Origin of the sequence: Cupriavidus pauculus (assembly GCF_008693385.1) — a bacterium.
GTDB lineage: Bacteria > Pseudomonadota > Gammaproteobacteria > Burkholderiales > Burkholderiaceae > Cupriavidus > Cupriavidus pauculus_D.
This window is the reverse complement of the sequence record NZ_CP044067.1, coordinates 936,321-959,974: the sequence shown is the minus strand read 5'-3', so window position 1 is coordinate 959,974 and position 23,654 is coordinate 936,321. Positions and strand designations below refer to the sequence as shown.

23 protein-coding genes are annotated in these 23,654 nt (G+C 66.3%); 9 read left to right on the top strand and 14 right to left on the bottom strand.

The features are described from left to right. Nucleotides 1-45: 45 nt before the first annotated feature. From FOB72_RS22635 to FOB72_RS22620, 4 genes are all read left to right on the top strand, one after another. A complete protein-coding gene (locus FOB72_RS22635; protein ID WP_150374937.1) occupies nucleotides 46-438 on the top strand; it encodes a RidA family protein in 393 nt (130 codons plus the stop codon). Between the two features lie 3 nt (nucleotides 439-441). Then, nucleotides 442-933: an MOSC domain-containing protein gene (locus tag FOB72_RS22630; RefSeq protein WP_150374936.1), complete on the top strand. Its 492-nt coding sequence runs from the start codon at nucleotides 442-444 to the stop codon at nucleotides 931-933. Between the two features lie 27 nt (nucleotides 934-960). After that, nucleotides 961-1,911, top strand: a complete 951-nt coding sequence (locus FOB72_RS22625) for a PDR/VanB family oxidoreductase (protein WP_150374935.1) — start codon at nucleotides 961-963, stop codon at nucleotides 1,909-1,911. 94 nt (nucleotides 1,912-2,005) lie between these two features. After that, complete coding sequence (locus FOB72_RS22620; protein WP_150374934.1) at nucleotides 2,006-2,752, top strand: helix-turn-helix domain-containing protein; 747 nt, start codon at nucleotides 2,006-2,008, stop codon at nucleotides 2,750-2,752. Nucleotides 2,753-2,764: 12 nt separating this feature from the next. Here the strand turns inward: FOB72_RS22620 and FOB72_RS22615 are convergent, their stop codons facing one another. From FOB72_RS22615 to FOB72_RS22580, 8 genes are all read right to left on the bottom strand, one after another. After that, nucleotides 2,765-4,819: a pyridoxamine 5'-phosphate oxidase family protein gene (locus FOB72_RS22615; RefSeq protein ID WP_317889559.1), complete on the bottom strand. Its 2,055-nt coding sequence runs from the start codon at nucleotides 4,817-4,819 to the stop codon at nucleotides 2,765-2,767. Nucleotides 4,820-4,851: 32 nt separating this feature from the next. After that, nucleotides 4,852-5,463, bottom strand: a complete 612-nt coding sequence (locus FOB72_RS22610; protein WP_150374932.1) for a glutathione S-transferase family protein — start codon at nucleotides 5,461-5,463, stop codon at nucleotides 4,852-4,854. A gap of 123 nt (nucleotides 5,464-5,586) precedes the next feature. Further along, a complete protein-coding gene (locus FOB72_RS22605; RefSeq protein WP_150374931.1) occupies nucleotides 5,587-6,486 on the bottom strand; it encodes a LysR family transcriptional regulator in 900 nt (299 codons plus the stop codon). A 57-nt stretch (nucleotides 6,487-6,543) separates the two neighbouring features. After that, the gene (locus tag FOB72_RS22600; protein ID WP_150374930.1) at nucleotides 6,544-8,196 is read right to left on the bottom strand and encodes a dipeptide ABC transporter ATP-binding protein; all 1,653 of its coding nucleotides are present in this window, start codon (nucleotides 8,194-8,196) and stop codon (nucleotides 6,544-6,546) included. After that, nucleotides 8,193-9,005 carry an ABC transporter permease gene (locus FOB72_RS22595; protein WP_150374929.1) on the bottom strand — a complete coding sequence of 271 codons (813 nt, stop codon included), beginning with the start codon at nucleotides 9,003-9,005 and terminating at the stop codon, nucleotides 8,193-8,195. Before FOB72_RS22595 ends, FOB72_RS22600 begins: the two co-directional genes overlap by 4 nt. Next, the gene (locus tag FOB72_RS22590; RefSeq protein ID WP_150374928.1) at nucleotides 9,002-9,958 is read right to left on the bottom strand and encodes an ABC transporter permease; all 957 of its coding nucleotides are present in this window, start codon (nucleotides 9,956-9,958) and stop codon (nucleotides 9,002-9,004) included. Before FOB72_RS22590 ends, FOB72_RS22595 begins: the two co-directional genes overlap by 4 nt. A gap of 14 nt (nucleotides 9,959-9,972) precedes the next feature. Further along, on the bottom strand, nucleotides 9,973-11,535 hold the full coding sequence (locus tag FOB72_RS22585) for an ABC transporter substrate-binding protein (RefSeq protein ID WP_150374927.1): 1,563 nt from the start codon (nucleotides 11,533-11,535) through the stop codon (nucleotides 9,973-9,975). 20 nt (nucleotides 11,536-11,555) lie between these two features. Beyond that, entirely contained in the window at nucleotides 11,556-12,710 is a 1,155-nt protein-coding gene (locus FOB72_RS22580) for a C45 family autoproteolytic acyltransferase/hydolase (RefSeq protein WP_150374926.1), read from the bottom strand. 87 nt (nucleotides 12,711-12,797) lie between these two features. On the opposite strand from FOB72_RS22580, the gene FOB72_RS22575 reads away from it, so the two are divergent. Then, on the top strand, nucleotides 12,798-13,754 hold the full coding sequence (locus tag FOB72_RS22575) for a GntR family transcriptional regulator (protein ID WP_150374925.1): 957 nt from the start codon (nucleotides 12,798-12,800) through the stop codon (nucleotides 13,752-13,754). On the opposite strand, the gene FOB72_RS22570 is transcribed toward FOB72_RS22575, so the two are convergent. Further along, entirely contained in the window at nucleotides 13,739-14,164 is a 426-nt protein-coding gene (locus FOB72_RS22570; protein ID WP_150377336.1) for an Lrp/AsnC family transcriptional regulator, read from the bottom strand. The two genes, FOB72_RS22575 and FOB72_RS22570, sit on opposite strands and share 16 nt — an antisense overlap. Nucleotides 14,165-14,257: 93 nt before the next feature. On the opposite strand from FOB72_RS22570, the gene FOB72_RS22565 reads away from it, so the two are divergent. Beyond that, nucleotides 14,258-15,376 (top strand): succinylglutamate desuccinylase/aspartoacylase family protein, encoded by a 1,119-nt coding sequence (locus FOB72_RS22565; RefSeq protein ID WP_150374924.1) that lies wholly within the window; start codon nucleotides 14,258-14,260, stop codon nucleotides 15,374-15,376. A 15-nt stretch (nucleotides 15,377-15,391) separates the two neighbouring features. Here FOB72_RS22565 and FOB72_RS22560 read toward each other — a convergent pair whose 3' ends face one another. The 4 genes from FOB72_RS22560 to FOB72_RS22545 form a co-directional block, all read right to left on the bottom strand. After that, nucleotides 15,392-16,213: a c-type cytochrome gene (locus FOB72_RS22560; RefSeq protein ID WP_223851754.1), complete on the bottom strand. Its 822-nt coding sequence runs from the start codon at nucleotides 16,211-16,213 to the stop codon at nucleotides 15,392-15,394. 10 nt (nucleotides 16,214-16,223) lie between these two features. Further along, nucleotides 16,224-17,015 (bottom strand): SDR family NAD(P)-dependent oxidoreductase, encoded by a 792-nt coding sequence (locus FOB72_RS22555; RefSeq protein ID WP_150374922.1) that lies wholly within the window; start codon nucleotides 17,013-17,015, stop codon nucleotides 16,224-16,226. Nucleotides 17,016-17,136: 121 nt separating this feature from the next. Next, complete coding sequence (locus tag FOB72_RS22550) at nucleotides 17,137-17,259, bottom strand: oxalate:formate antiporter (RefSeq protein WP_150374921.1); 123 nt, start codon at nucleotides 17,257-17,259, stop codon at nucleotides 17,137-17,139. Nucleotides 17,260-17,290: 31 nt separating this feature from the next. Continuing rightward, on the bottom strand, nucleotides 17,291-18,718 hold the full coding sequence (locus FOB72_RS22545) for an OFA family MFS transporter (RefSeq protein WP_150374920.1): 1,428 nt from the start codon (nucleotides 18,716-18,718) through the stop codon (nucleotides 17,291-17,293). 622 nt (nucleotides 18,719-19,340) lie between these two features. On the opposite strand from FOB72_RS22545, the gene FOB72_RS22540 reads away from it, so the two are divergent. Then, nucleotides 19,341-19,802, top strand: a complete 462-nt coding sequence (locus FOB72_RS22540; RefSeq protein WP_150374919.1) for an Lrp/AsnC family transcriptional regulator — start codon at nucleotides 19,341-19,343, stop codon at nucleotides 19,800-19,802. Nucleotides 19,803-19,929: 127 nt separating this feature from the next. Here the strand turns inward: FOB72_RS22540 and FOB72_RS22535 are convergent, their stop codons facing one another. Beyond that, on the bottom strand, nucleotides 19,930-20,718 hold the full coding sequence (locus tag FOB72_RS22535; protein ID WP_150374918.1) for an alpha/beta fold hydrolase: 789 nt from the start codon (nucleotides 20,716-20,718) through the stop codon (nucleotides 19,930-19,932). A 137-nt stretch (nucleotides 20,719-20,855) separates the two neighbouring features. Between FOB72_RS22535 and FOB72_RS22530 the strand changes: the two genes are divergently transcribed. Both FOB72_RS22530 and FOB72_RS22525 read left to right on the top strand, forming a co-directional pair. Further along, a complete protein-coding gene (locus FOB72_RS22530) occupies nucleotides 20,856-21,350 on the top strand; it encodes a MarR family winged helix-turn-helix transcriptional regulator (protein WP_150374917.1) in 495 nt (164 codons plus the stop codon). 106 nt (nucleotides 21,351-21,456) lie between these two features. Further along, nucleotides 21,457-23,337, top strand: a complete 1,881-nt coding sequence (locus FOB72_RS22525; protein ID WP_150374916.1) for a PhoX family protein — start codon at nucleotides 21,457-21,459, stop codon at nucleotides 23,335-23,337. Nucleotides 23,338-23,654: the final 317 nt, after the last annotated feature.

Below are 23,654 nucleotides of genomic sequence, written 5' to 3'. Positions count from 1 at the left end.
GGAAACCACCGACATTCCGACAGTCATCGACAACCGATCTTCATCATGCCGCAACCCACCCCCCTCAAGACGGAGCGCGCACCCGCGGCCGTCGGCCCTTACGCGCAAGGCGTCCGTCTGGGCGACCTCGTGTTCTGCTCGGGCCAGTTGCCCATCGACCCGGCCACGGGCGAGATTCCCGCCGACGTCGAGGGACAGACGCGCCAGTCGCTGGCCAACGTGGCCGCCGTGCTCGAGGCCGGCGGCGCGAGCCTGGCAAGCGTGGTCAAGACCACCGTGTTCCTGAAGGACATGAACCAGTTCGCGCTGATGAACGCCGTGTATCAGTCGTTCTTCGGCACCAGCGTGCCCGCGCGCTCGACGATCGAAGTCGCGCGCCTGCCGCGCGACGTGCTCGTGGAGATCGAGGCGATCGCGGGCGTGCAGACCGGGGAGTAAGCCATGATCCAGTGGACCGGTGGGCGTCTGCACCACATCCATATCGCGCCGTCGGCGTCGTACGAGATGGAAGAACTCGACCGCGCCGAACTGATTGCCGGCAAGGGCATCGTCGGCGACCGCTATTTCCTCGGCACGGGCACGTATTCGCCCAAGCCCGACGTACGCGAGGTTACGCTGTTCGCGGCCGAAGTGCTCGACGCGCTGGCGCGCAACGACCCGCCGCTGCAACAGGGGCCCATCCACCTCAAGCCCGAGGAACATCGCCGCAACCTGACGGTGTCCGGCGTGCCGCTCGACTACCTCGTCGGCAAGCGTTTTCGCGTCGGCAACGTGGTGCTCAAGGGCGGGCGGCTCAATTTCCCGTGCAAGTACCTCGAGGAGTTGCTCGGCATGCCGCTCTATCTGCCGCTCTACAACCGCTCGGGCCTCAACTGTTCGATTGTCGAGGGCGGATGGATCGAGAAGGGCGACCCGATCGAGCCGCTGGAATAAAACCGCTGATCTAACGTTTCCTGTCTCATGTCCGCACGCATCATCATGAAGCTCGTCGTCGATGAGGTCATCGACGACACCGCCGACGTCCGCGTCGTCACGTTCCGCCATCCGCGCCGGCCCACGCTGCCCGACGCCGAGCCCGGCGCGCACGTGGACGTGCATATCCCGGGCGGCAAGATCCGCCAGTACTCGCTGTGCAACGATCCGGCCGAGCCGGGCCGCTACCGCATCGCGGTCAAGCGCGAGGCCGACGGCCGCGGGGGTTCGCGCTGGCTGCACGAGCATCTGGCGCCGGGCATGGAGATTCCGGTCACGGTGCCGCGCAACAACTTCGGGCTGTCGCGCGACGCCGCGCGCCATGTCCTTATCGCGGGCGGCATCGGCATTACGCCGTTCGTCTCGATGGCGCGGCACCTCTCCGCGGCGCACGGGGACTTTACGCTCCACTATTGCGCGCGCACGGCCGCCGAGGCGCCGCTGCATGCCGAGCTGGCGCGGATCTGCACGCCCGAACAGCTGCGGACATGGTTCAGCCGCGACCCGGAGGGCCAGCGTTTCGACGCGGCGATGCTGGCCACGCCCGTGCCGGGCACGCATATCTACTGCTGCGGTCCGGCGAGCCTCGTCGATGCGGTGCGCGAAGCGACGGCGGCATGGCCCGCGGAGCAGGTGCACTTCGAAGTCTTTGCGCCCACGCTCGACGAAAACTTCAAGCCGGAGCCGTTCGATATCCGCCTGGCGTCCACTGGCGAGACGATTCGCGTGCCGGCCGACACCTCGGCGCTGGCCGTGCTGCGGGAGCGGGGGTTCCCGCTGGCATCGTCGTGCGAGATGGGCGTGTGCGGATCGTGCGTCTGCGATTACACCGACGGCGTGGTCATCCATCGGGATTCCTTTCTCGACGCGTCGAAGCGTCAGGAGAAGCTCGCGCTGTGCGTGTCGCGCGCGCGTGTGGGGGTGACGCTCGATCTCTGATGCGAGGCCGCCGGTCGTCCGCCCCCTCGATTTTTGGCAGGCGGCGCACAAGGCGGTAAACTTGCGCGCAGATCAGGCAACTCGTATCGCACGCATGAAACCGAGCCGCATCTCAGGGAGCAAGAGAAAACCGTCGCAGGCGGAGCCGACCCCGGTCGCCGCCAACGAGCCGCCGGCCGCGGACGTGGCCGTGGGATCGTCGCAGGGAACGGCCCTGGACGCGGCGCCGGACGCGGCCGCCGGCTCCGCGCATGGCGCGCTGGGGCAGCGGCTGCGCCGCCATCGGCTCGATGCGCGCATGACGCTGGCCGAGGTGGCCGAGCGCTCGGGCTTCGGCAAGGCGTATCTGTCGCGGATCGAGAACGGCAAGAAGGTGCCTCCGATCGCCACGCTCGCGCGCATTGCCGCGGTGCTCGGCGTGGAACCGGGCGCGCTGCTGGCGGAGAGCGCGGGACCGGGCAACGCGGCGCCCGCGTGGCGCGGCGTCAGCGTCGTCAAGCGTGATGATCGCCGGCCCACGGTGCTGGGCGGCACGGCGTTCGGCTACAACTATCTGTCCGTCAGCAATGCCGCGCATGGCCAGGCCCTGCAGGCGTTCCTGTTCAGCTTTCCCGAAGAGATCGACAAGTACGTGTTCTTCGAGCACGACGGCGAGGAACTGATCCACGTGCTCGAGGGCAAGCTCGAGTGGCAGATCGGCATGGACAAGTACGTGCTCGAGCCTGGCGATACCATCCACTTCGACTCCCGCATCCCGCATCGCGGCCGCAGCCTCTCCGGTTCCACCAAGGCGCTGATGGTCATGTACGCGCCGACCACCGACAAGGAAACGCTGGCCTAGGGTTGCCGCGGGTTACAGCGCCAGGTGAATCGGCTGGCTGCCCGCGGCGGGCATTGCGCAGCAGATCAGCGCTTCGCCTTCCGGCACCGGGAACGACGGCGGCTGGGCATAGGTGACCTCGCCCTGCACCACGCGCGTGCGGCAGCTGCCGCAACTGCCGCCGCGGCAGCTGAACGCCGGTGACAGCCCGCGTTCCTCGGCGAGTTCGAGCAGCGAGCCGTCGCCGGGACTCCAGCGGGCCTCTTTGGCCGAATCGGTGAACATCACCGGCACCGTGGTCGTCGCCACCGGTGCAAGCACGGGCGCGTCGTCGCGTACGACCGAAGAGGTGCCGAATGCCTCGGCGTGGATGCGGTCGTTCGGTACGTTGAGCGCGCGCAGACCGTCGTACAGCGACTGCATGAACGGCGCCGGTCCGCACAGATAGAAATCGAAATCGTCGAAGGGCAGATGCGCGCGCAGCACGTCGATCGTGATGCGACCGGACTCGTCGTAATCCTTGCCGATGGTAGCGCCGGCCGGATCGCTGAGCAGGCGCACGACCTCCACCGCGCCGTTGCCGCGCAACGCCAGCGCATCGAGTTCCGCGCTGAACGCGCGCTCGGTCAGCGAACGCGCCGAATGGAAGAACCATGTCGGCCGCATGCGCTGCTTGCGCGTGCCTTCGTAGATCAGGTGGCGCAGCATCGCCAGCATCGGCGTGACCCCGATGCCCGCCGCCAGCAGCACGGCCGGCCGGCGCACGAACGGATCGATCGTGAAGGCGCCGGCGGGCGCGCGCGTCTCGATGATGTCGCCCACCTTCACATGGTCGTGCAGGTAGCCCGATACCTGGCCGTCGCGCTTGACGCTGATGCGGTAGCCGGTATCGGACGGTGCCACGGACAACGTGTAGGTCCGCAGGACCGGCGCATCGTGGCCCGGCAGCGTCAGGCGGATCGGCAGATGCTGGCCGGCATGATGCGCGATGATGCCGGCGTCGTCGGCCGGTGCCAGATGGAACGACCGCACCACGCTGCTTTCGTCGACGATCCGCGTGACGCGGAACGGCCGCCACTGGTCGGCCACGCTGGCGGCACGCAGGCGGTCGGCCGCTTCGTTCCAGTTGCCCGTCAGCAGCGAGCTCGGGGCGGCGCCATCGGTCTTCGTGATCCAGCGCAGCGGCAGCGCGCCGTCGCGCCGCACGATCTGCTCGGGAATAAAGCGCCAGAGGCGTTCGGAGCCCTGGAATGCGGCAATCTCGGGCGAATCGACGATGACCTCGGCGCGCCCATGCATCTGCAGCAGTTCGCCCGTGGAGAAGTCGGCAAACGTCACGCCGGCCATGGGGTTGACCATGAAGTTGCCCAGCGTGTTGAAGAACAGGTTGCCCGCGAAGTCGGGAATCGTCATGCCGCCATCGGCGTCCAGGCGGACGAAGCCGGCCTTGCCGCCGCGGTGCGACACATCGACCTGGCGCGGTTCGCCGGGCACGTCGGCATACGACGCCACGAAGAATGCGCTGGCGGCCCCAATCAGCGCCCGCGCACGATCGTCGAGCGCATCGAGCCATTGCGGAACCGGACCGGTCAAGGCGGCGCCCGCAGCATCGCCCACCGTCGCGTCCACCGGCGTCAGCGTGCGTTCGTGGATATAGCGCGGGCAGTTGCCAAAGCTGTGTCCCACATCGATATGCGCGACACCGGGGGCATCGTGGCGCAGCACGCCGTTCATGCGATTGCGGCGGCGCGTGGCCAGGTCGATGCCGAGCAGGCCGATCGCATCGCCATCCTCGAAGCCCGCGTCGGCAGGATCGGCCGCATCGCGGACGATGGCGATATCGAGCACACGCGGGTCCGGCGAATGCAGGAAACCCGGCTGCCCCGTGCGCAACGTGGCCCAGACGCGGCCATCCGGCGCCACGGCGCCCAGCACGACAAACGGCAATTGCTCGAAGAACTCCCGATGCTGGTCGGGCATGTAGTCGCGCACCACGCGACGGCCGAGCTCGTCCATTCTGGCGGCAACGCCTACCCGCGTCTGCATCGCGAGTTCACCGGCATGCCATGGCGCACGGGTCGTGGACATGATCTTTACCTCCTGCATCGGGGATGGGTTTGTCAGGCGGCGAGGCCGACGGGCGTCTTCTGGAACTCGACGAAGCCGGGCAGGGCTTCCACGCGTTGCAGCCACTGGCGCACGTTGGCGTAGTCCTTCAGATCGACGAAGCCTTCCGGGGCGCGCGCCGTGTAGCTGTACAGCGCGACGTCCGCGATGGTCGGATGATCGGCGGCGAACCACTCGCGGCCGGCCAGCGCGTCGTCCATGCGCTTGAGTACGACGTGGGCGCGGGTGATGACCTGCTTGCTGTCCAGTGGCGCGGCAAACACGGTGATAAGGCGGGCGGCGGCGGGGCCGAAGGCGATATCGCCGGCGGCGACCGATAGCCAGCGTTGCACGGCCGCCGATTCGGCGGGCGTTTCCGGCAGCCAGTCGGTCTTGCCGAACTTCTTGCTCAGGTAGATCAGGATCGCATTCGAGTCCGGTACCACCGTGTCGCCGTCCACCAGCACGGGCACCTGGCCAAACGGGTTGATCGCCAGGAACTCGGGCTTCTTGTGGGCGCCGGTGCCCAGATCGACATTGATCAGCTCGAACGGGGTGCCGATCAGCGACAGGAACAGGCGGGCACGGTGGGAGTGGCCGGAGAGCGGGTGGTAGTAGAGCTTCATGGTGTGTCCTCGGTTGTTGGTTTCGCACGTAATGTCGTGCTGGAAACCATCATAGGACCACTCGAAGTGCGGAAAAACAGGCGAATCGCGAAGGTATTCTTCTTGAAACAAGAAGAATCGAGGCTAGTTCAGCGATTTGTCGGCCCGAAGCCGCTCGATGGCCAGATCGAGGAACGCGCGGACCTTCTGCATGGCGTGCCGGCCCTCGCGGTGGATCACATGGATGGGCTGCGGGGTCGTCTCGAACTCCGCGAGCACGACGCGTAATGTGCCGGACCATAACTCGGCCGCCACCTGATAAGACAGCGCCCGCGCGATACCGAGGCCGCTCACCGCCGCGCGGATGGCGGAATCGTTCGTCGTGGTGGTCAGCCGCGGCTGAAACCGCAGCGGGTAGGGCGCGTCATCGACCACGAAGCGCCATTCGGGCGTCAGCGCGACGGCCGTGGTGTGGATCAGGCTGTGCTGCAAGAGCTCGTCGGGCGTGCGCGGTGTGCCGTGCTGCTCGAGGTAGGACGGCGCCGCGCACAGGACCCGGCGGACCCGCCCGACCTGCACCGCCTGCAGCGAGGAACTCGACAGCTCGCCGATGCGGACGGCCACATCGACGCCCTCATCGACGAAGTTGACGTTGCGGTCGAGCAGCAGCGTGCTGACATCGACTTCGGGATAGCGCTGGAGATACTCGACGACGATGGGCATGACATGCCGCGCGCCGAACAGCGTCGACGCCGTCACGACCAGATGGCCGCGTGGCGTGCCATGGGTGCCGGCCGCGCCGAGTTCGGCCTCCTCGATCTCGCCGAGGATGCGGCGGCAGTTCTCGAAATAGGCCGAGCCGGTCTCGGTCGGCCGCACGAGCCGCGTGGTCCGCGTAAGCAGCCGCACGCCGAGGTGCGCCTCGAGCTCGGTCACGACGCGGCTGACCACCGACAGCGAGACGTCGAGCTTGCGCGCGGCCGCGGTGAACCCGCCCGACTCGACGACCGCGACGAACGTCTTCATGGCCTGCAGTCGATCCACGCGTGCTCCCCAGGATGGTTGATGGCACGGAGTATATCGACTGCGCGCGCGGAGACGCTAGGCCGCCGCCTCCATCTTCATCGTCAGCGGGGTGCGCTGGCCCGGTGCCACGTAGGCCGCCTCCAGCAGCGCGCGCGTGTACGCGTGCTGCGGCCGATCGAGGATGTCATCGACGCTGCCTTCCTCGACGATGCGCCCCTGGTGCATGACCACGATGCGATCGGCGACCTCGGAGACGGCCGCGAGGTTGTGCGATACGAAGAAGCAGGCAAAGCCATGCGTGCGCTGCAATTCGCGGAACAGCGTCAGCACTTGCTTCTGGATCGTCATGTCGAGCGCGGACACGGGCTCGTCGGCCACGACCAGCGCGGGATTGCGGATGAGCGCGCGCGCAATCGCCACGCGCTGGCGCTGCCCGCCCGACAACGCATGCGGAAAGCGCTCGGCGAGTCCATCGAGCCCCACCTCGGCGAGCATGCGATCGACACGCAGCCGGCGCTCGCCCGCGGTCATGGGCCCGGCATGGTCGAGCGGCTCCGCCACGATCTCGCCGATGCGCTGGCGCGGGTCGAGCGAGGAGTAGGGATCCTGGAACACCATCTGGCACGCCAGGCGGAACTCGCGCTGCGCCTGGCGGCCGCCGCTGCCCACGGGCTGGCCGCGGAACTGCAGCGTGCCGCCCGCCAGCGGCAGCAGGCCGATCATCGCGCGGCCCAGTGTGGTCTTGCCCGAGCCGGAACCGCCCACCACCGCCACGACTTCACCGGCGCGGATGGCCAGCGATACGCGATCGACGGCCAGCTTGTCCGTGCCGCGCGAGAACATGCGGTGCGCGCCAGGATAGGCCACCGAGACATCGCGCGCCTCGATCACGGGCGGTGCGTCGGCCACGGCCGGTCGCCCGACCGCGCGCCGCGGCAGCGCGTCGATGAGGCTGCGCGTATAGGCCGTGTTCGGCTCGCACAGGACGGTGCGCGCGCTGCCGTACTCCACCTGGTCGCCGCGGCGCAGCACGAGCACGGAGTCCGCGTAGTGCGCGACCAGTTGCAGGTCGTGCGTGACCAGCAGCACGGCGGTGCCGCTGTTGCGCGTGAGGTCCGCCATGATTTCCATGACCTCCCGCTGGCTCAGCGCGTCGAGCGCGGTGGTCGGCTCGTCGGCAATCAGCAGGCGCGGCTTGAGCAGCATGACCGAGGCCAGCATGATGCGCTGGCGCATGCCGCCCGAGAACGCATGGGGGAACGAGGCCATGCAGGTCTCGGGATCGGCGATCTGCACGCGGCGCAGCATCTCGATGGCGCGCTCGCGCGCGACTTTGGGAGCCAGCTTTTCGTGCAGCAGCAGTCCTTCGCACAACTGCGCGCCCACGGTCATGGCCGGGTTCAGCGAGACCATCGGTTCCTGAAAGACCATGCCCGCCACCTGTCCGCGCAGGCCGCGCATCGCGCGGTCGGACAGCACGGCCACGTCCTTGCCGTCGAGGGTGATGGTGCCGCCGGTCTGCTTCACCTGCGCCGGCAGCAGCCGCATGATGGCGCGGCCGGCCATGGTCTTGCCGCTGCCCGACTCCCCGACCAGCGCGAGCACTTCGCCGGGCGCCATCTCGAACGAGATGCCCTTGAGAATCGCGGTGCCGCCGTTGCTGTGGAGGGTCAGGTTGCGCACCGACAGCAGCGGCGCGGGGGTGGGGGCATTGTTGGCGATCGTCATGCCTGCTCCATGCGGGGGTCGAGCCAGTCGCGCAGTGCGTCGCCCAGCAGATTGATGCCCAGCAGCGTGAGGGCGATGCACAGGCCAGGCGCGATGCCGAGCCATGCTGCGGATTCGATATAGGGACGGCCCGACGAGAGCATGTTGCCCCACGTCGGCGCGGGCGGTGGGACACCGAGCCCGAGGAAGCTCAGCGCGCTTTCCGCAAGGACCACCCAGCCGAACATCGACGTGCCCAGCACCATCAGCGGCGCGGCGCAGTTCGGCAGGATATGGCGCAGCATCGTCGTGAGTTCGCTATTGCCGATGACGCGGGAGGCCTCGACGAATTCCTTCTCGCGCAGCGACAGCACGGTGCCGCGGACCAGGCGCACGACCGTCGGCGTATAGGCGAGCCCCAGCGCCAGCACGATGCCGTACTTGTTGGCACCCGTGATGACCATGATGCCGAGCGCGAGCAGGATGCCCGGAAACGCCAGCAGCGCATCGTTGACGACCATCATCACGCGATCGGTGCGGCCGCGGAAGTAGCCGGCGACGAGGCCGAACAGCGTGCCGAGCAGCAGCGCGAGCACCACGGTCAGCGCCGCGACGAGCAGGCTTGCGCCCGCGCCGGCAATCAGGCGAGAAAGAATGTCGCGGCCGAACTCGTCGGTGCCGAGCCAGTGCAGGTCCGTGGGTGGCTTGAGCCGCATGCGCAGGTTGAGCTTGAGCGGATCGAACGGCGTCCACACCATCGACAGCAGCGCCATCGTGACCACGGTACCGACCAGGGTGCCGCCGATGGCCGCATTGAGACGAAGTTTCATGACGTTGCCACTCGCGGGTCGAAGAGGGGATAGAACAGGTCGACCACAAGGTTGACCACGACGTAGATGACCGCGGTGAACAGCAGGCAGCCCTGCACCACGGGATAGTCGCGCGCGAAGATCGCATCGACGAGTAGCCGGCCGAGGCCCGGCAGCGTGAACACGGTTTCCAGCACCGCGATGCCGCCCAGCAGGTTGCCGAGCACGAGGCCGATCATCGTCCATGTGGGCGCGAACGCATTGGGCAGCACGTGGCGCAGCAGCACGCGGCGTTCGGACAGGCCCTTGGCGCGCGCGTGGGTCACGTACTCGAGGCGCAGGGTCTCGATGGCGCTGGCCCGCGCCATGCGCGTCAGCACGCCCATCTCGATCAGCGTCAGCGTGACGATCGGCAGCAGCAGGTAGCTCAGTGCCGCGCGCCAGTCCTCGCTGAATGCCACGTAGCCGACCACGGGCACCCAGCCGAGCTTCAGGCCGACCAGCAACAGCAACAGCAACCCCAGCCAGAAGCTCGGGATCGACAGGAAGAACGTGGCGCCCGCGACGATCACGGTATCGGTGAGCGAGTTCTGCTTCCACGCCGCGAACAGTCCGGCGGGCACCGCGATCGCGGCGGCGGCCGCCACGGCGACGAGCACGATGGTCGCGCTGACCTGGAACCGCTCGATCAGCAGCGGCAGCACCGCTTCATTGGTGGTGATGGAGTGGCCGAGGTCGCCACGGACCATATGCGAGAGCCAGACGCCGAACTGCACGACGATCGGCTGGTCGAGGCCCAGTTGCGAACGCAGGTCGGCCAGCTGCTCCGCCGTGCCGCTGTCGCCGAGGATCAGCTGCGCGGGGTCGCCCGGAATCAGGCGCATGAGCACGAACACGAGCAGCGCCACCAGCAGCAGCGTCGGCAGTGTCCACAGCGCGCGCCGCAGCAGATAAAGAAGGAACGAGGATGACACGGGGTGGGCTCCGGTTACTTGTTGCTGGCGAACGCGACGCGCCACGCGCGCGGCTGTCCCAGCGGCCAGCCGTGGAAGTTGCTCACATAGTTGCGGGCCGCGCTCGTACGCGTTTCCGAGTAGACGAAGATGGCCGGCACGTCTTCCCGCATGCGGGCCTCGAGCGCGTCGAATGCGGCCTGACGCCGCGCGGGATCGCTCTCGTTCATGCTCTCGTTGAGCAGGCGGATCGCCTCGGGGTTCTCCCACACCTTGCGTGGCTGCTTGTCCTTCGGCCCGACGATCATCTCGTACGACAGCGACGGATCCAGACGGGCCGAGTAGCTGAAGGCCATGGCCTGATAGTCGCCGCGCGTGTAGCGGTCCAGCAGCGTGGCCCAGTCGAGCACTTCCACGTCCACGCGCAGGCCCGCTTCCGCCGCCATGGCCTGCGTCAGCACCGCGATATCGAACAGCGCGTTGTAGCGCTTGGTCGTCAGGATCTTGATGGTCTGGCCACGGTAGCCGGCATCGTTCAGCAGCTTGCGCGCCGCGGCGATATCGCGGCCCGGCATCACGGCCTGCGGCTTCCCGTAGAACGGGCTCGGCCGCGGAATCACGGACCGGCTCGCCTTCGAGTTGCCGCCCGTCACCGCATCGACGAGCTCGGGCACGTCGAGCGTCAGCGCGATCGCACGGCGGATGCGCGCATCCTTGAGCACGGGGTCGCGCGTCTGGAACAGCAGGCCGGCCTGGCTCATCGTCGGCGTGCTGTCCAGCAGGATGTCCTTGCGCTCGCGGTAGTCGGGCAGGTCGTTGTCCTCGACGTCGGGAATCACATCGATATTGCCTGACAGCAGCGCGGCCTTGGCCGCCGACGGATCGGGCACGACCATGAAGCGGACCCTGGCGATCTCGGGCGTCTTGTTGCCCGTGTTGCCGTCGCGCTTGCCCGGCAGCGGCTGGTAGTACGGGTTGCGCTGGAGCTCCAGATACTGGCCGCGCTTCCAGTCCGCGAGCTTGTAGGGGCCCGACCCGACGAGCTCGCGCCACTTGCCGTCATGGCCGATGGAACTGCGGTGATAGATGCCGGTGCCGCCGCAGTCGGGCCGCGCCAGCGTCTTCAGGAACAGCGCCGACGGCTTGTCGAGCGTATAGACCACTGTTAGCGGATCCTTCGCCGCCACGTTGACCACCTTCGCGTAGCCGCGGCCATCGAACTCCGAGAGGCAGCGCCAGTTGTTCGCGGGGGTCATGTAACGGTGCCATGCAAAGACGACGTCGTCCGAGGTGATCGGCGCGCCGTTCTGGAATTTGAGGCCCGGACGCAACGTGAACGTGTACGTGAGTCCGTCCGCGGACACATCGACCTTCTGCGCGAGCAGGGGGCCGACCGAGGTGTCTTCGCGGAACGCGACGAGGCCCTCGACCAGATGGGCCACCACGGCGTCGGTATTGACGTCGCGGTTGATGCCCGGGTCGGTCGAGCGGATATCGGCATTGAGCCGCACGCGCAGCGTGTCCTGTGCCGGCTGCGCGAACGCAGTCAGCGTGAACAGGCCCGCAGCGGCCAATATCAACTTCGTCGCGTGTGCCATGCTGTCTCCTCCCGCGACCGTCATCGACCGGTGGCTTGCTGAATGTCCATCTCCAGATGGAACCTGGTGAAACTCGGGTACAGCGCGGGCAGCATCGACACCTCCATGGAACCCAGCTCCGGCTCCATCACGATCATCGCAACGGTGGCGGAGAGGTTGTTGCTGGTATTGGGACGCGGCGGACGGCAGACCGACCACGGCGTCTCGAAATCGTCGAACAATGCGTTCTTGATCGTATCGACGGTGATCTTGCCGATATGCGGCGTCACGAGCTGGCGCACACGTTCGTCACGATAGAGCGAATCGGGCATCTTCTGGATGCCGAGGTCGCGCAGCTTGGTCAGCGCGACGGGACTGAGCCAGTGGTTCGCATGCACGACGACGCCACGCTCGGGCTGGACCTGGAAGGTTTCGTCGGGCGCGCACTCGAAGTTGATGGCCACGCCCCCGGCGTGCGCCACCATGATGTTGTTCGCCGCGGACTTGGCCGTTACGTACACGGCCTGCATGGCGAGCGCGAGGCGCTTCTGCTCCAGCACCTTGCGGCGGATCAGTGCCAGCGGTACCGCGAGTGTGCGATAGTCGCGTTCGCATTCGAGGTAGTTCGCGGTGATGGAGATGCCCGCCGCGTTCATGCCGGAGCGCGCGAGCGCGCCGGCTTCGGTGAACGTCAGGTAGTCGGGCCCGTCTTCGCGATGCACCTTCAGCACGACCGACGACTCGGCGCACTCGGCCTTCCAGTCCCAGTTCTGGGCATGGATCACGCGGCCGTGCGCGGTGGCTTCCGGCAGGGCGATCACGCCCGTGCAGCCGTCCGGATCGATCGGCACCGGCTGCTTGTTGCGCATGCGGTCGGCCAGCTTCAGGACTTCCGTGCGGGCGTTCAGCATGACCACGGCGGCGTATTCCACGCCGGCACCCTCGGCGATGCCGTGCATCTCGTCGATATAGCTCGCGTCGAATGCGGCGATGGTCGGCTCGAACGTGGCCACGATCTTCTGGAGCTCCGGCCAGCCGAGCTTGTTGTTCTCCAGTTGGCGGGAGTAATGTTCAATGCCACGCTTGATGCGCGTTGCGGCTTGCTCGCCATATTGGCGGCCACGCTCGCGCGGCGGCCCGCTGACTTCGATCAGCGGGCATTCGGGAGCGGGTGCGACTTGTCGGTTTTCGGTCATGGTCGGAGGGTACGGCGGGAGAGGTCAGGAGTCGCGTTATGGTTGTGTGTAGGATTCAAAGTGTATTTTGGTAACACAAAAAAATCAATGGAATATCCGAACAGCGTTCCAAACGAAACGCCCGCGGAGGGTTCTGGCCGCACGCGCCTGGCATTGCAGGACCGCATCGCACAATGGATCCGCGACGAGTCGCTGGAGGCCGGGGATCGTCTGAACGAACAGAAACTGGCGGAGTCGCTGGGGGTCTCGCGCACGCCGATCCGTGCGGCGCTGGACCAGCTGGAGGCGCAGGGCTTTGTCGAACGGCGCCGCAACAAGGGCGTGGCGCTGCTGGCGCCGCCGCCGGTGGCGGAGGCGGAGACGCCCGTGCCGGCGGACGAGGACGAGCTGCTCGCGCGCATCGCGCATGACCGCCAGCGCAAGTCGCTGCCGGACGAGGTCTCCGAGCGCGACCTGATGGAGCGCTACAACGAGACGCGCGTGACCATCAAGCAGGCGCTGGTGCGGCTCGCGGACCTCGGTATCGTCGAGCGGCGGCTCGGCTACCGGTGGAAGTTCCAGGACGCGGTCTGGTACAGCGAGGCGCGGCTGGAGAGTTACCGGTTCCGGCTCGTGATCGAGCCTGCGGCGATCCTGGAGCCGTCGTTCGTGCTGCCGCCGGACTGGGCCGCGCGTATGCGCATCCAGCATTCGGCGTTCCTCACGCAGCCGTGGACGGAGGCGTCACCGATCGCGTTCTTCGAGACCAACGCGGCGTTCCATGAAGGGCTGGCCATTGCCTCGGGCAACCGGTTCTATGTGGATGCGATCCGGCGCCTGAACCGCATCCGCCGGCTATCGAACTACGACTGGAAGCACGGCAGCGGGCGTGTGGAGATCAGTTGCCACGAGCATCTGGGCATTCTGGCGGCGCTCGAGTCCGGCAATCGAGAGGGGGCGGCCGAGCTGATGCGCAAGCATCTGGAAGTGGCGAGCAAGCTCAAGGCGTCGCCCGCGGCGCAGCCGCAGTCCGCGCAGGCGGCGTCCGTTCAGGACGCCTTGTAACTCGTCAGGTGGATGCTGGTCTCCGTGGCGCTGATGCCACGGATCAGCCGCACGCGCTCGAGCACGGACGCCAGCCCGTCGAGCGACGGCGCCCGGACTTCCGCCAGCAGGTCCCATCGCCCATTGGTGTCGTGCAGCGCCGAGACGCCGGGCTCCCCCAGCAGGCGCGCGATGACCTCGCGCGCCTGGTTTCCTTCCACGGCAATGCTCATCCACGCGGCAATCGCGTCGCGCTGGGCTTCCGGCCGGACCTGCACCGTATAACCGACGATGATGCCCGCCTTTTCCAGCCGGGCGATACGGTTGGCGATCGTGGTGCGCGCCACGCCGAGCCGATGGGCAAGCAGGGCGGCACTGGCCCGCGCATTGGCCCGGAGCAGGCCCAGCAGCTGGTGGTCGAAGTCGTCCATGACTGGAAAGGCGGTTGTCGGCATGAAGGCGCGGTGATACGATGCTTAAAGTATTTTGTGAATACAATAAGCAATACGATACCCAAATCCGCGATGAAACGCCAGACCCATCCCCTCTTGTCGCCGTCGCCCGGCGTGTCCCTCGAACTCGTGAGCCACCACTTTGGCGAGCCGGGGGGCGGCCGCAAGGTCTATCTGCAGGCCGGCCTGCATGCGGACGAGATTCCCGCAATGCTCACGGCGACGGTGCTCAAGGAGAAATTCGCGGCGCTCGAGCAGGCGGGGCGCGTGCGCGGAGAGGTCGTGCTCGTCTCGGCCGCGAATCCGATCGGGCTCGCGCAGGGCGTCCTCGGCAACTTTATCGGCCGCTTCGAGGTGACGAGCGGCAAGAATTTCAATCGCGACTTTCCGATGGTAGCCACCGAGGTCAGCGCCGCGATTGCCGAGCAGCTGACGCAGAATGGCCAGGAAAACCTGCGCATCGTGCGCGCCGCGTGGCGCGAGGCGCTGCTCGCGCGCAAGCCGGTATCGGCGTTCGCGTCGCTGCAGCAGACGCTGATGCTGCTCGCGCATGACGCCGACTATGTGCTGGATCTGCATTGCTCGCGCGAGGCGGGCATGCACGTCTACACCGGCGATGCGATCTGGCGCGAAGTGGAACCGCTGGCGCGCTATCTGGGCGCGACCGCGAGCCTGCTTGCGCTGGACTCGGGCGCGTACTCGTTCGACGAGGCGCACAGCTACACGTGGTATCAGATCCAGCAGGCGTTCGGGGAGCGTTATCCGATTCCGCATGGCAGCGTGGCGGTGACCGTGGAACACCGCGGCCAGCGGGACGTGACGGACGCGCTGGCGCGGCAGGATGCCGATGCGCTGATCGCATATCTGACGTATGTCGGCATCATCGACGGCGAGGCGCCGCCGCTGCCGCCACTGCTGCAGCCGGCCACGCCGCTGGCGGGCAGCGAACAGCTGGTGGCGCCGGTGGCGGGCATCCTCGTGTATCGCACCGCGGTGGGTTCGACGGTCCGGCCCGGGCAGGCGCTGTTCGATATCGTCGACCCGGTCGATGGCACGCGTACGACCATGGAGAGCCACACGGGAGGCGTGTTCTACATGGGGCGCGAGGTGCGCTTTGTGAAGCCGGGCGACCAGATCGGGCGTGTCTCGGGCTCGCGTGCCTACCGGACGGGCAAGCTGCTGAGCCCCTGAGACGCTAATCCCGGGTTACTTGCGCCGCTGCGCCATATAAGACAGATAGGCAATCGCGGCATCGAGGTCCGCGTCGCTCAGGTTCGACGGCGGAAAGCTCGGCATCTGCATACCCGGCCATGCACGAATCGCGCGCGGATTGCGGATGAACTCGCGCAGTACGCCCGGCTGGAAATACTCGGTCGGGCTGCGCGGCACATTGAGGTCGGGGCCCAGCGTGGCGTCCCCCGCGCCGTTGAGCTTGTGGCACACCATGCATTGCGTGGCCACGACAGACTGTCCGACCCGGATGACCGAGTCGGCCGGCACTTCGCTGCCGACCGCGATCTGCGGCCACTTGCCCGCGCGCGCGGACACCGTGCGGATCGACCCGATCTGGAACGGCCACTGTTCGCTCTTGACGCCCGAAGCCTCGGGATGCAGCCACACCAGATAGAACGGCCCGGTCGCCTTGCCATCGGTTGCGCGCGGCCACGGCTTGTCCGGCGGTTCGATGGCGAGCCACGGCTCGGCGCCCTTGCCGCGCCTGTTGGCGGAGACCCCGGCCACCAGCGCATGGGGCAGGTTGGTCACGTATCCATCGGTCGCGGCAATCTGCAGGTCTTCCTCTTTGCCAAGCCTGTCGATACCGGGCAACGCGCGCAGCGGCACCGCGCGATAGGTCATCGTGCGGTGGTACGACACATCGCCGGGCACCGTGATGGTCTTCGCGTCCTGGCGTGCAAGCAGTTGCTGCGTGGTCAGCGTGACCGCATTGATCTTCAGTTCCGCGGCGCTGGCGACACCGACGAAAGTCAGTGCGGCCAGCGCAAGCGCGGGCAGGCGTACGTATTTCAAGTTGAACCGCTCACAAGAGATCCACGACACCGCCATCGACGCGCAGCGATGCGCCCGTCGTGGCCGACGCCTGCGGCGAACTCGCATACACGACCATGTTCGCCACCTCGTCCACATTCGCGGCACGCTGGATCAGCGACGTGCTGCGGTGCTCCATCACGAAGTCGCGCCCGGCTTCCTCGAGGCTCTTGCCGGTGCGGGCGATATCGTCCTTGAGCATCGCCGCCACGCCTTCGGTCAGCGTCGGCCCCGGCAGCACCGAGTTGACCGTCACGCCGGTACCCGCCAGACGCTTGGCCAGCCCGCGCGCGATGGCAATCTGGGCGGTCTTGGTAAAACCGTAGTGGACCATGTCCACGGGAATATTGAAACCGGACTCCGACGCGATAAAGACGATGCGGCCCCACTTGCGTGCGGCCATGCCCTGCGCGTACGCGCGCGACAGCCGCACACCGCTCATCACGTTCACCTGGAAGAAGCGTTCCCAGTCGCTGTCCGGAATGTCGAAGAAGTCTTTCAACTCGAAGATCCCGAGATTGTTGATCAGCACATCGACGTCGGGGTGCGCGGCCACGATCTTCTCGCATTGCGCCGGCTCCGACAAATCGCCGACAAAGCCGACCACCTGCGCGCCGGGCACGGCCGCGGCGATGGTCTGGTGTGCCTTTTCCACGCCGGCCGCGCTGCGGCCGTTGATGATGACGCGCGCGCCAGCGGCCGCAAGGCCCTTGGCGGAGGCAAGGCCGATGCCCGCGGTGGAACCCGTGACGAGGGCCGTCTTGCCGGAGAGATCGATTTTCATGCGAACTCCATAAAGTGGGTCATTCGAGCAACGGATGATCGCACAGTGCGGAATTCAACGTCCGTGCAAAAACAAAACAGCCGGCGCGAGGCCGGCTGTTCGTCAAAGACGGGGAAGCGTGTTACTGGAACAGCTTCGTCGCTTGCAGGATCGTGTTGTACACGCCCCAGCACAGCGGGATCGTGACATACAGCCAGAACGCCGCCAGCAGGCCCTTGTTGGTTTCGACAGTCTTGTTTTCCATGTCGATTCGCTCCTGATAGGGTGGTTGCGGATTAGTGGGCAGGACCGGCGGCGCCGCCCATGCGTGCCACGTCCGCGTCGCTCATGTGGTGCTTTTCGTTGACGCGCGACACCAGCAGGTTGCACAGGAAGCCGACCACCAGCACGCCGGCCATGATGTGCACGGTCATCGTGTACGCCTGCGCGGCGGCCACGCCTTGCGACACCTGGTACTCGCGCACGTAGTTCACGATCACCGGGCCGGCGATACCGGCGGCGGCCCAGGCGGTCAGCAGACGGCCGTGGATGCCACCGACGTAGGCGGTGCCGAACATGTCGGCCAGATAGGCCGGGATGGTCGCGAAGCCGCCGCCGTACATCGACATGATCACGCAGTAGGCCAGCACGAACAGCACGATGTTGCCCGAGGCGCCCAGCTCGGGCACCAGCCAGTACAGGATCGCGCCCAGCACGAAGAACACGAAGTACGTGTTCTTGCGGCCCAGGAAGTCCGACGACGAGGCCCAGACGAAACGGCCGCCCATGTTGAACAGCGACAGCAGGCCGACGAAGCCGGCGGCGGAAGCCGCATTCACGGTGCTCTTGAAGCTTTCCTGAATCATCAGCGAAGCCTGGCCCAGAATGCCGATACCGGCGGTCACATTCAGGAACAGCACGAGCCACAGCAGATAGAACTGGGGCGTCTTGAGGGCCTGATCGATATGCACGTGGTTCTTCGAGACCATCTTGCTGGTGGTCTGCGGCGGGGTCCAGCCTTCCGGCTTCCAGCCGGGGGGCGGAACGCGGATGGCCAGCGAGCCGATGGTCATCGAGATGAAGTACGCCACGCCCAGTACCAGGAAGGTCTGCGCCACGCCGACCGAAGTCGCGCTCTTGAAGTAGTTCATCAGCGCCACGGACAACGGTGCGGCGATCATCGCGCCGCCGCCGAAGCCCATGATGGCCATGCCGGTCGCCATGCCGCGGCGGTCCGGGAACCAGCGGATGAGCGTCGACACCGGCGACACGTAGCCGAGGCCCAGGCCGATACCGCCGAGGACCCCGTAGCCAAGGTACAGCAGCCAGATCTGGTGCAGGTACACGCCCAGCGAGGAGACCAGGAAGCCGCTGCCGAAGCAGCATGCCGCCGTGAACATGGTCATGCGCGGACCGACGCGCTCGAGCCATTTGCCGGCGAATGCGGCCGAAATACCGAGGAAGAAAATCGCGAGGGAGAAAATCCAGCCCAGCGTGGTCAGCTTCCAGTCATCGGGCGCTGCCTCGGTAATGCCGATGGCCTTGGACAGCGGGCCATTGAACACCGAAAACGCATAGGCCTGACCAATGCACAGGTGCACGGCGAGGGCGGCAGGCGGCACCATCCACCGGGAAAAACCCGGTTTGGCGTAAGTCGCCTCTTTTGAAAAAAACGGTGCGTGGCCGTAAGCCACGCTGCCGCCATCATTCATGACACTGCTCATGACGTAAATCTCCAGACAGGGATCCGGGACAGCACGACCAAGGACCTGGCGTGTCCGGCCGGGTAGTCTGAGGCACCCTTGCCGGATTGACCCCGTCACGCCGTGGCCGCACTGCCCAACGATGCCGCACTGGCAGCCGCGCGCGAGCGCGCCTGCCGATGCGGCGTTTTGCTACAGGAACGGGTAGGGCTATGGACGGTTGCGACGCGCGAAAACAGGCGAGGCGGGGCAGGGCACGTGGGCCGCGATGCGGATGGTGTCGGTGTCTGCGGTCATGGCGGGGGCGCGTTGACCTGTTTTGCTGGTTTTCATTGTCTTCCCGTGACGGGCGTGGTGGATATATGCTTTGTTTTGCATATATCTGCCGGAAAAATATTTTGGTCGAACCTTAGCGCTAGGCATTGACGACTTCAATAGGAAAAGAATGACATATTCCCGTTTCAACTCAATGTCCGCGGTTCATCACGGATAAACCGCAATTAAATGGTCCCCAGTCGTCTGCTTTCCGCAACAGACCGGTGCCAAACGTATTGGAAAGAAGTGGGGACCATTGATTTATGGCATGGCCTCAGGCGACCGATGCGCTACCCTTTCGGCAAAACATACGGGGGGTAATGCCAAGATGGACCTTGACCGCATCGATCGGGAGATCCTGCAGGCCGTGCAGGCGGACGGCCGTATCACCAACGCGAGTCTGGCGGACTCGGTGGGTCTCAGTGAAACGCCATGCGCGCGCCGGCTCCGGCGCCTGGAAGCCGACGGTTTCATCGAAGGCTATCGCGCCACGCTCTCGCGGAAGGCGCTCGACCTCGGCCTGATGGCCTTTACGCAGATCCGCTTCGGGGTGCACGACCGCGAGCTGTCGGATCGCTTCGAGCGCGAGGTGCAGGCCATTCCGCGCATCGTCGCCTGCCATAACGTCACGGGTACCGCCGACTACGTGCTGACCGTGGTCGCACGCGATCTGGACGACTATGGCGTGTTCGTACGCGATGTCATCCGGACGCTGCCCGGGGTGACATCGGTGGAGTCGATTCTGAGTCTGCGCGAGGTGAAGCGCCATAGCGGGTTGCCGCTCCTCTAACGGCGGGGTTTCTTGGAGGATTCCTCCAACTGAAACCGGAAGCGCGCAGAATTTTACCGGAAATCACGGGGCAGCCGGTACCAGTTGCTGGTACCGGCTGCTGGTGCCGATTGCTGGTGCCGGCGACTTATTTGGCGGCCGCGAGGATCGCGTCGGCCACGGCCTTCGGCTGCGAGACCATCGGCACGTGGCTCGCGTTGACCTTGACCACGGTGGCGTGGATCTTCTGCGCGTCATCGGCCTGCTGCTGCGGCGGAATCATCTGGTCCTTCTGCGCCAGCACGAACCACGACGGCTTGTTCTTCCACGCGGCGCTGTCGCCGATCTTCTCGCCGAACACCTTCGACTGCACGGGGCCCTGCGTCGCGGCCATCAGCTTGACCTCGGCGGACGACACGTCGGGCGCGAAGTACGTCTTGAAGTCGGCGTCGGTCAACGTCAGGAAGCCGCCGCTGTCGGCCACGAGGTTCTTCAGGCCCGGTGCCGGCGCGTAGGACTTGGAGGCGTCGGCCACCGACTGGCCCGCTTCCGGCGCGAACGCGGCCACGTACACGAGCGACTTCACCTTCGGATTGTTGCCGGCTTCGGTAATCACCACGCCGCCCCACGAGTGGCCCACCAGCACGACGTCACCCTTCTGCGCATCGATCACGCGATTGGTTGCGGCCACGTCGTCGGCCAGCGAGGTCAGCGGGTTCTGGACGGCCACGACCTTGTAGCCGCGCTGCTGCAGCGTCGGGATGACCTTGTTCCAGCTGGAGCCATCGGCAAACGCGCCGTGCACGAGCACGATGGTCTTGCCGTTGGCCGGCTCCGCGGCTTCCGCCGGGCGGGCGGCCAGCGAGAACGCGGTGGCTGCGACGGCGCCCGCGAGGGCGATGGTGGTGGTGCGATAGAAGCGGGCGACACGGTCCATGATTGCGAATCCTTTTTGACGGGTTGGAGAAAGGAACTGACGGACGAAGATTAGTGCACTAACAATTAGCGCGTCAATAGTTATTGCGCAAAATATTTGTGTGCACTATGCTTTGGGAACATTCCCGCATTCCGCCCATGACCCCCGACAAGCCCCGCTCTAACCCCGCCAACAAGCCCGCCAACAACCCCGCCTCCAAGGCCGCGCCCAGGCTGCGCCCCGTCGATCAGCGCCTCTGCTTCCTGATCTACTCGACCTCGCTGGCGATGACGCAGACCTATAAGCCGCTACTCGAGGAAACCGGCCTCACGTACCCGCAGTACCTCGCCATGGTGGTGCTCTGGGAGCAGGACGGTATCGCCGTGAAAGACCTTGCCGCGCGCCTGGGGCAGGACTCGGGCTCGATGACGCCGCTGCTCAAGCGCCTCGAGTCCGCGGGGCTCGTCACGCGCCAGCGCACGCCCGGCGACGAACGCAGCCTGTCGCTGCGCCTGACCCCGGCGGGGCAGGCCATGCGCGAGAAGGCGCGCAAGGTCGATGCCGCATTCGAACGCGCCTGCGATCTGACCGATGCGCAGGTTGGCGAATTGCTCGAGGGCATGGAGATCTTGCGCAGCCATCTGCAGCGTTGAATCCGCAGATGACTGGTATTGCAGTCATGCTGTAACGAAACCGACATGTGATGTCCCTAGTATCGGGGCCGGTAAATCGCACCGACCCCACAAGGAGAAGACATTCATGTCGTACATCACGGACAAGCTTCGCGCCCCGCGCCGCGAAGCGCAAGGCGTTGTCACGGTCCCGGGCCAGAGCCTCGAGGAAATCGTTGCCGCCAATCCCGAACGCCGCAAGGTGCTGCGCGGCAGCCTCGGACTTTCGCTGCTGACCGCATTCGGCAGCGGCGGGTTGCTCGCCGCATGCGGTGGCGATGACGATCCCGCGCCCGCACCGAGCCCCGCACCGGCCCCCGTGCCCGCGCCGGGCCCGGCGCCCGTGCAGCCGCTCGACTACAGCGTCAACTTCCAGCCGCTTGCGTCCAAGCTCACGCCGAACACCGTGCAGGTGCCTGACACGTACTCGGTGGAAGTCCTGTTCTCGGCCGGCGATCCGGTGACGGCAGGTGCCGCGGGCTACAAGGGCGCGTTCCAGACCTCGATGGAAACCGAGCAGCAGGCCGGCGGCAATCACGACGGCATGCACTACTTCACGCTGCCTGGCGTCGATCCGCAGAAGGGTGGCCTGCTCGTGATGAACCACGAGGCGATGGACAACCTGATCCTGTTCCCGGGCGGCACCTACAACGCGGCCACCGCCACGCCGGAGCAGAAGCGCATTGCGCTGTCGTCGGTGGGCGTGTCGGTCATCGAGATCGAACTCGTGGCCGGCAAATGGCAGGTCAAGCGCAACTCGCTCTACAACAAGCGCTACTCGGGCAACACGATCTATCGCGTGTCCGGTCCCGCGGCGAGCGTGGTGGGCGCGACGGTCGTCGGCACGCTCAACAACTGCTCGAGCGGTCATACGCCGTGGGGCACGTACCTGACGTGCGAGGAAACCACGGACAACTACCTCGACCCGACGCAGCCCGACAACGGCTACGGCTGGGTGGTCGAGATCGATCCGCAGCAGGAACTGCCGGGCGTGCCCGTCAAGCGCACGGCAATGGGCCGCTTCGACCACGAGAACACCGCGTTCATGACCGATGCGTCGAACCGCGTGGCGTTCTACATGGGCGACGACGGCACGCCGGGCTGCATCTACAAGTTCATTCCGAGCGCCGCGTTCGATGCGACCAACCGCCTGAACAACGCGAACCTGCTCGACACCGGCAAGCTCTACGTGGCGCGCTTCAATGCCAACGGCACGGGCAACTGGATCGAGCTCACGCAGGGCATGAACGGCCTGGTGGCGGGCGCGGTCGACCCGGGCAACACCACGCAGGGTCCGCAGACGCCGGCCAACATCGATTTCAACACGCAGGCCGACGTGCTGATCAACACCAAGGCGGCGGCGCGCGTTGCGGGCGGCACGCTGATGGATCGCCCGGAATGGATCACGGTGGGCATCGACCGCACGATCTACTGCACGCTGACCAACAACGGCGGCCGCCAGGTGACCGATGCCGCGAACCCGCGCGTCAACAACTCGCATGGCCATATCGTGCGCTGGCACGAGCAGGGCGATTCGCCGCTGGCCACGACATTCACGTGGGAGTTGCTGCTGCTCGCGGGCGATCCGTCGATTGCGGCCGCGAACCTCAAGGGCGATATGAAGGGCGCGACGTTCTCCAGCCCCGATGGCATTCGCGTGGATCCGAAGGGCCGCCTGTGGGTGCAGACCGATGCGGGTACGGGCACGAGCGTGACGAACATCTTCGGCGCCAACTCGATGCACTACATCGATCAGGCCACGCGCGAGGTCAAGCGCTTTCTGGTCGGTCCGGTCGGTTGCGAGATCACGGGCATCGCCTACACGCCGGACCTCACGACGTTCTTCATCAACATCCAGCACCCGACGGGAACGGGCCAGCCGAATGGCAACTGGCCGGATCCGGTGCTGCCGTCGCGCTCCTCGACCGTGGTCATCCGCCACAAGCAAGGCAAGCCGATCGGGGCCTGAGTCTCGTCCATATGGGCGATATTGAGGTGATGCGTTGTCATGACACGATGTCATGGGACCGTCATTAATACGCCGTAATATTTGGGCCTGGCAAGAACCTCTGCCAACCCGCCGAGCGCCCCAGGCAAGGGCTGGCGGACGACATGTGGGTGTCGCCCGTCTCGGCAAGTTCACCACCGCGGCCCATGCGTCGCGGTTTTTTTTTTGCGTGTCTCGAATGTGTGGGGAGCGGGGCGCCAGCGTTCGGATGTCTTGAAATCCACTCAGGTTCAACGTCCTGTCACAAAAGCTTCTTAGCATCCGCGTCGGCCTGATGG

Coding starts and splice junctions, on each gene's coding strand:
- FOB72_RS22580 (WP_150374926.1), bottom strand. CDS start 12,710: ATGACCGAAAACCGACAAGTCGCACCCGCTCCCGAATGCCCGCTGATC.
- FOB72_RS22615 (WP_317889559.1), bottom strand. CDS start 4,819: ATGTCCACGACCCGTGCGCCATGGCATGCCGGTGAACTCGCGATGCAG.
- FOB72_RS22585 (WP_150374927.1), bottom strand. CDS start 11,535: ATGGCACACGCGACGAAGTTGATATTGGCCGCTGCGGGCCTGTTCACG.
- FOB72_RS22625 (WP_150374935.1), top strand. CDS start 961: ATGTCCGCACGCATCATCATGAAGCTCGTCGTCGATGAGGTCATCGAC.
- FOB72_RS22570 (WP_150377336.1), bottom strand. CDS start 14,164: ATGGACGACTTCGACCACCAGCTGCTGGGCCTGCTCCGGGCCAATGCG.
- FOB72_RS22600 (WP_150374930.1), bottom strand. CDS start 8,196: ATGACGATCGCCAACAATGCCCCCACCCCCGCGCCGCTGCTGTCGGTG.
- FOB72_RS22550 (WP_150374921.1), bottom strand. CDS start 17,259: ATGGAAAACAAGACTGTCGAAACCAACAAGGGCCTGCTGGCGGCGTTC.
- FOB72_RS22555 (WP_150374922.1), bottom strand. CDS start 17,015: ATGAAAATCGATCTCTCCGGCAAGACGGCCCTCGTCACGGGTTCCACC.
- FOB72_RS22610 (WP_150374932.1), bottom strand. CDS start 5,463: ATGAAGCTCTACTACCACCCGCTCTCCGGCCACTCCCACCGTGCCCGC.
- FOB72_RS22620 (WP_150374934.1), top strand. CDS start 2,006: ATGAAACCGAGCCGCATCTCAGGGAGCAAGAGAAAACCGTCGCAGGCG.
- FOB72_RS22545 (WP_150374920.1), bottom strand. CDS start 18,718: ATGAGCAGTGTCATGAATGATGGCGGCAGCGTGGCTTACGGCCACGCA.
- FOB72_RS22630 (WP_150374936.1), top strand. CDS start 442: ATGATCCAGTGGACCGGTGGGCGTCTGCACCACATCCATATCGCGCCG.
- FOB72_RS22530 (WP_150374917.1), top strand. CDS start 20,856: ATGACCCCCGACAAGCCCCGCTCTAACCCCGCCAACAAGCCCGCCAAC.
- FOB72_RS22575 (WP_150374925.1), top strand. CDS start 12,798: ATGGAATATCCGAACAGCGTTCCAAACGAAACGCCCGCGGAGGGTTCT.
- FOB72_RS22595 (WP_150374929.1), bottom strand. CDS start 9,005: ATGAAACTTCGTCTCAATGCGGCCATCGGCGGCACCCTGGTCGGTACC.
- FOB72_RS22565 (WP_150374924.1), top strand. CDS start 14,258: ATGAAACGCCAGACCCATCCCCTCTTGTCGCCGTCGCCCGGCGTGTCC.
- FOB72_RS22635 (WP_150374937.1), top strand. CDS start 46: ATGCCGCAACCCACCCCCCTCAAGACGGAGCGCGCACCCGCGGCCGTC.
- FOB72_RS22540 (WP_150374919.1), top strand. CDS start 19,341: ATGGACCTTGACCGCATCGATCGGGAGATCCTGCAGGCCGTGCAGGCG.
- FOB72_RS22525 (WP_150374916.1), top strand. CDS start 21,457: ATGTCGTACATCACGGACAAGCTTCGCGCCCCGCGCCGCGAAGCGCAA.
- FOB72_RS22535 (WP_150374918.1), bottom strand. CDS start 20,718: ATGGACCGTGTCGCCCGCTTCTATCGCACCACCACCATCGCCCTCGCG.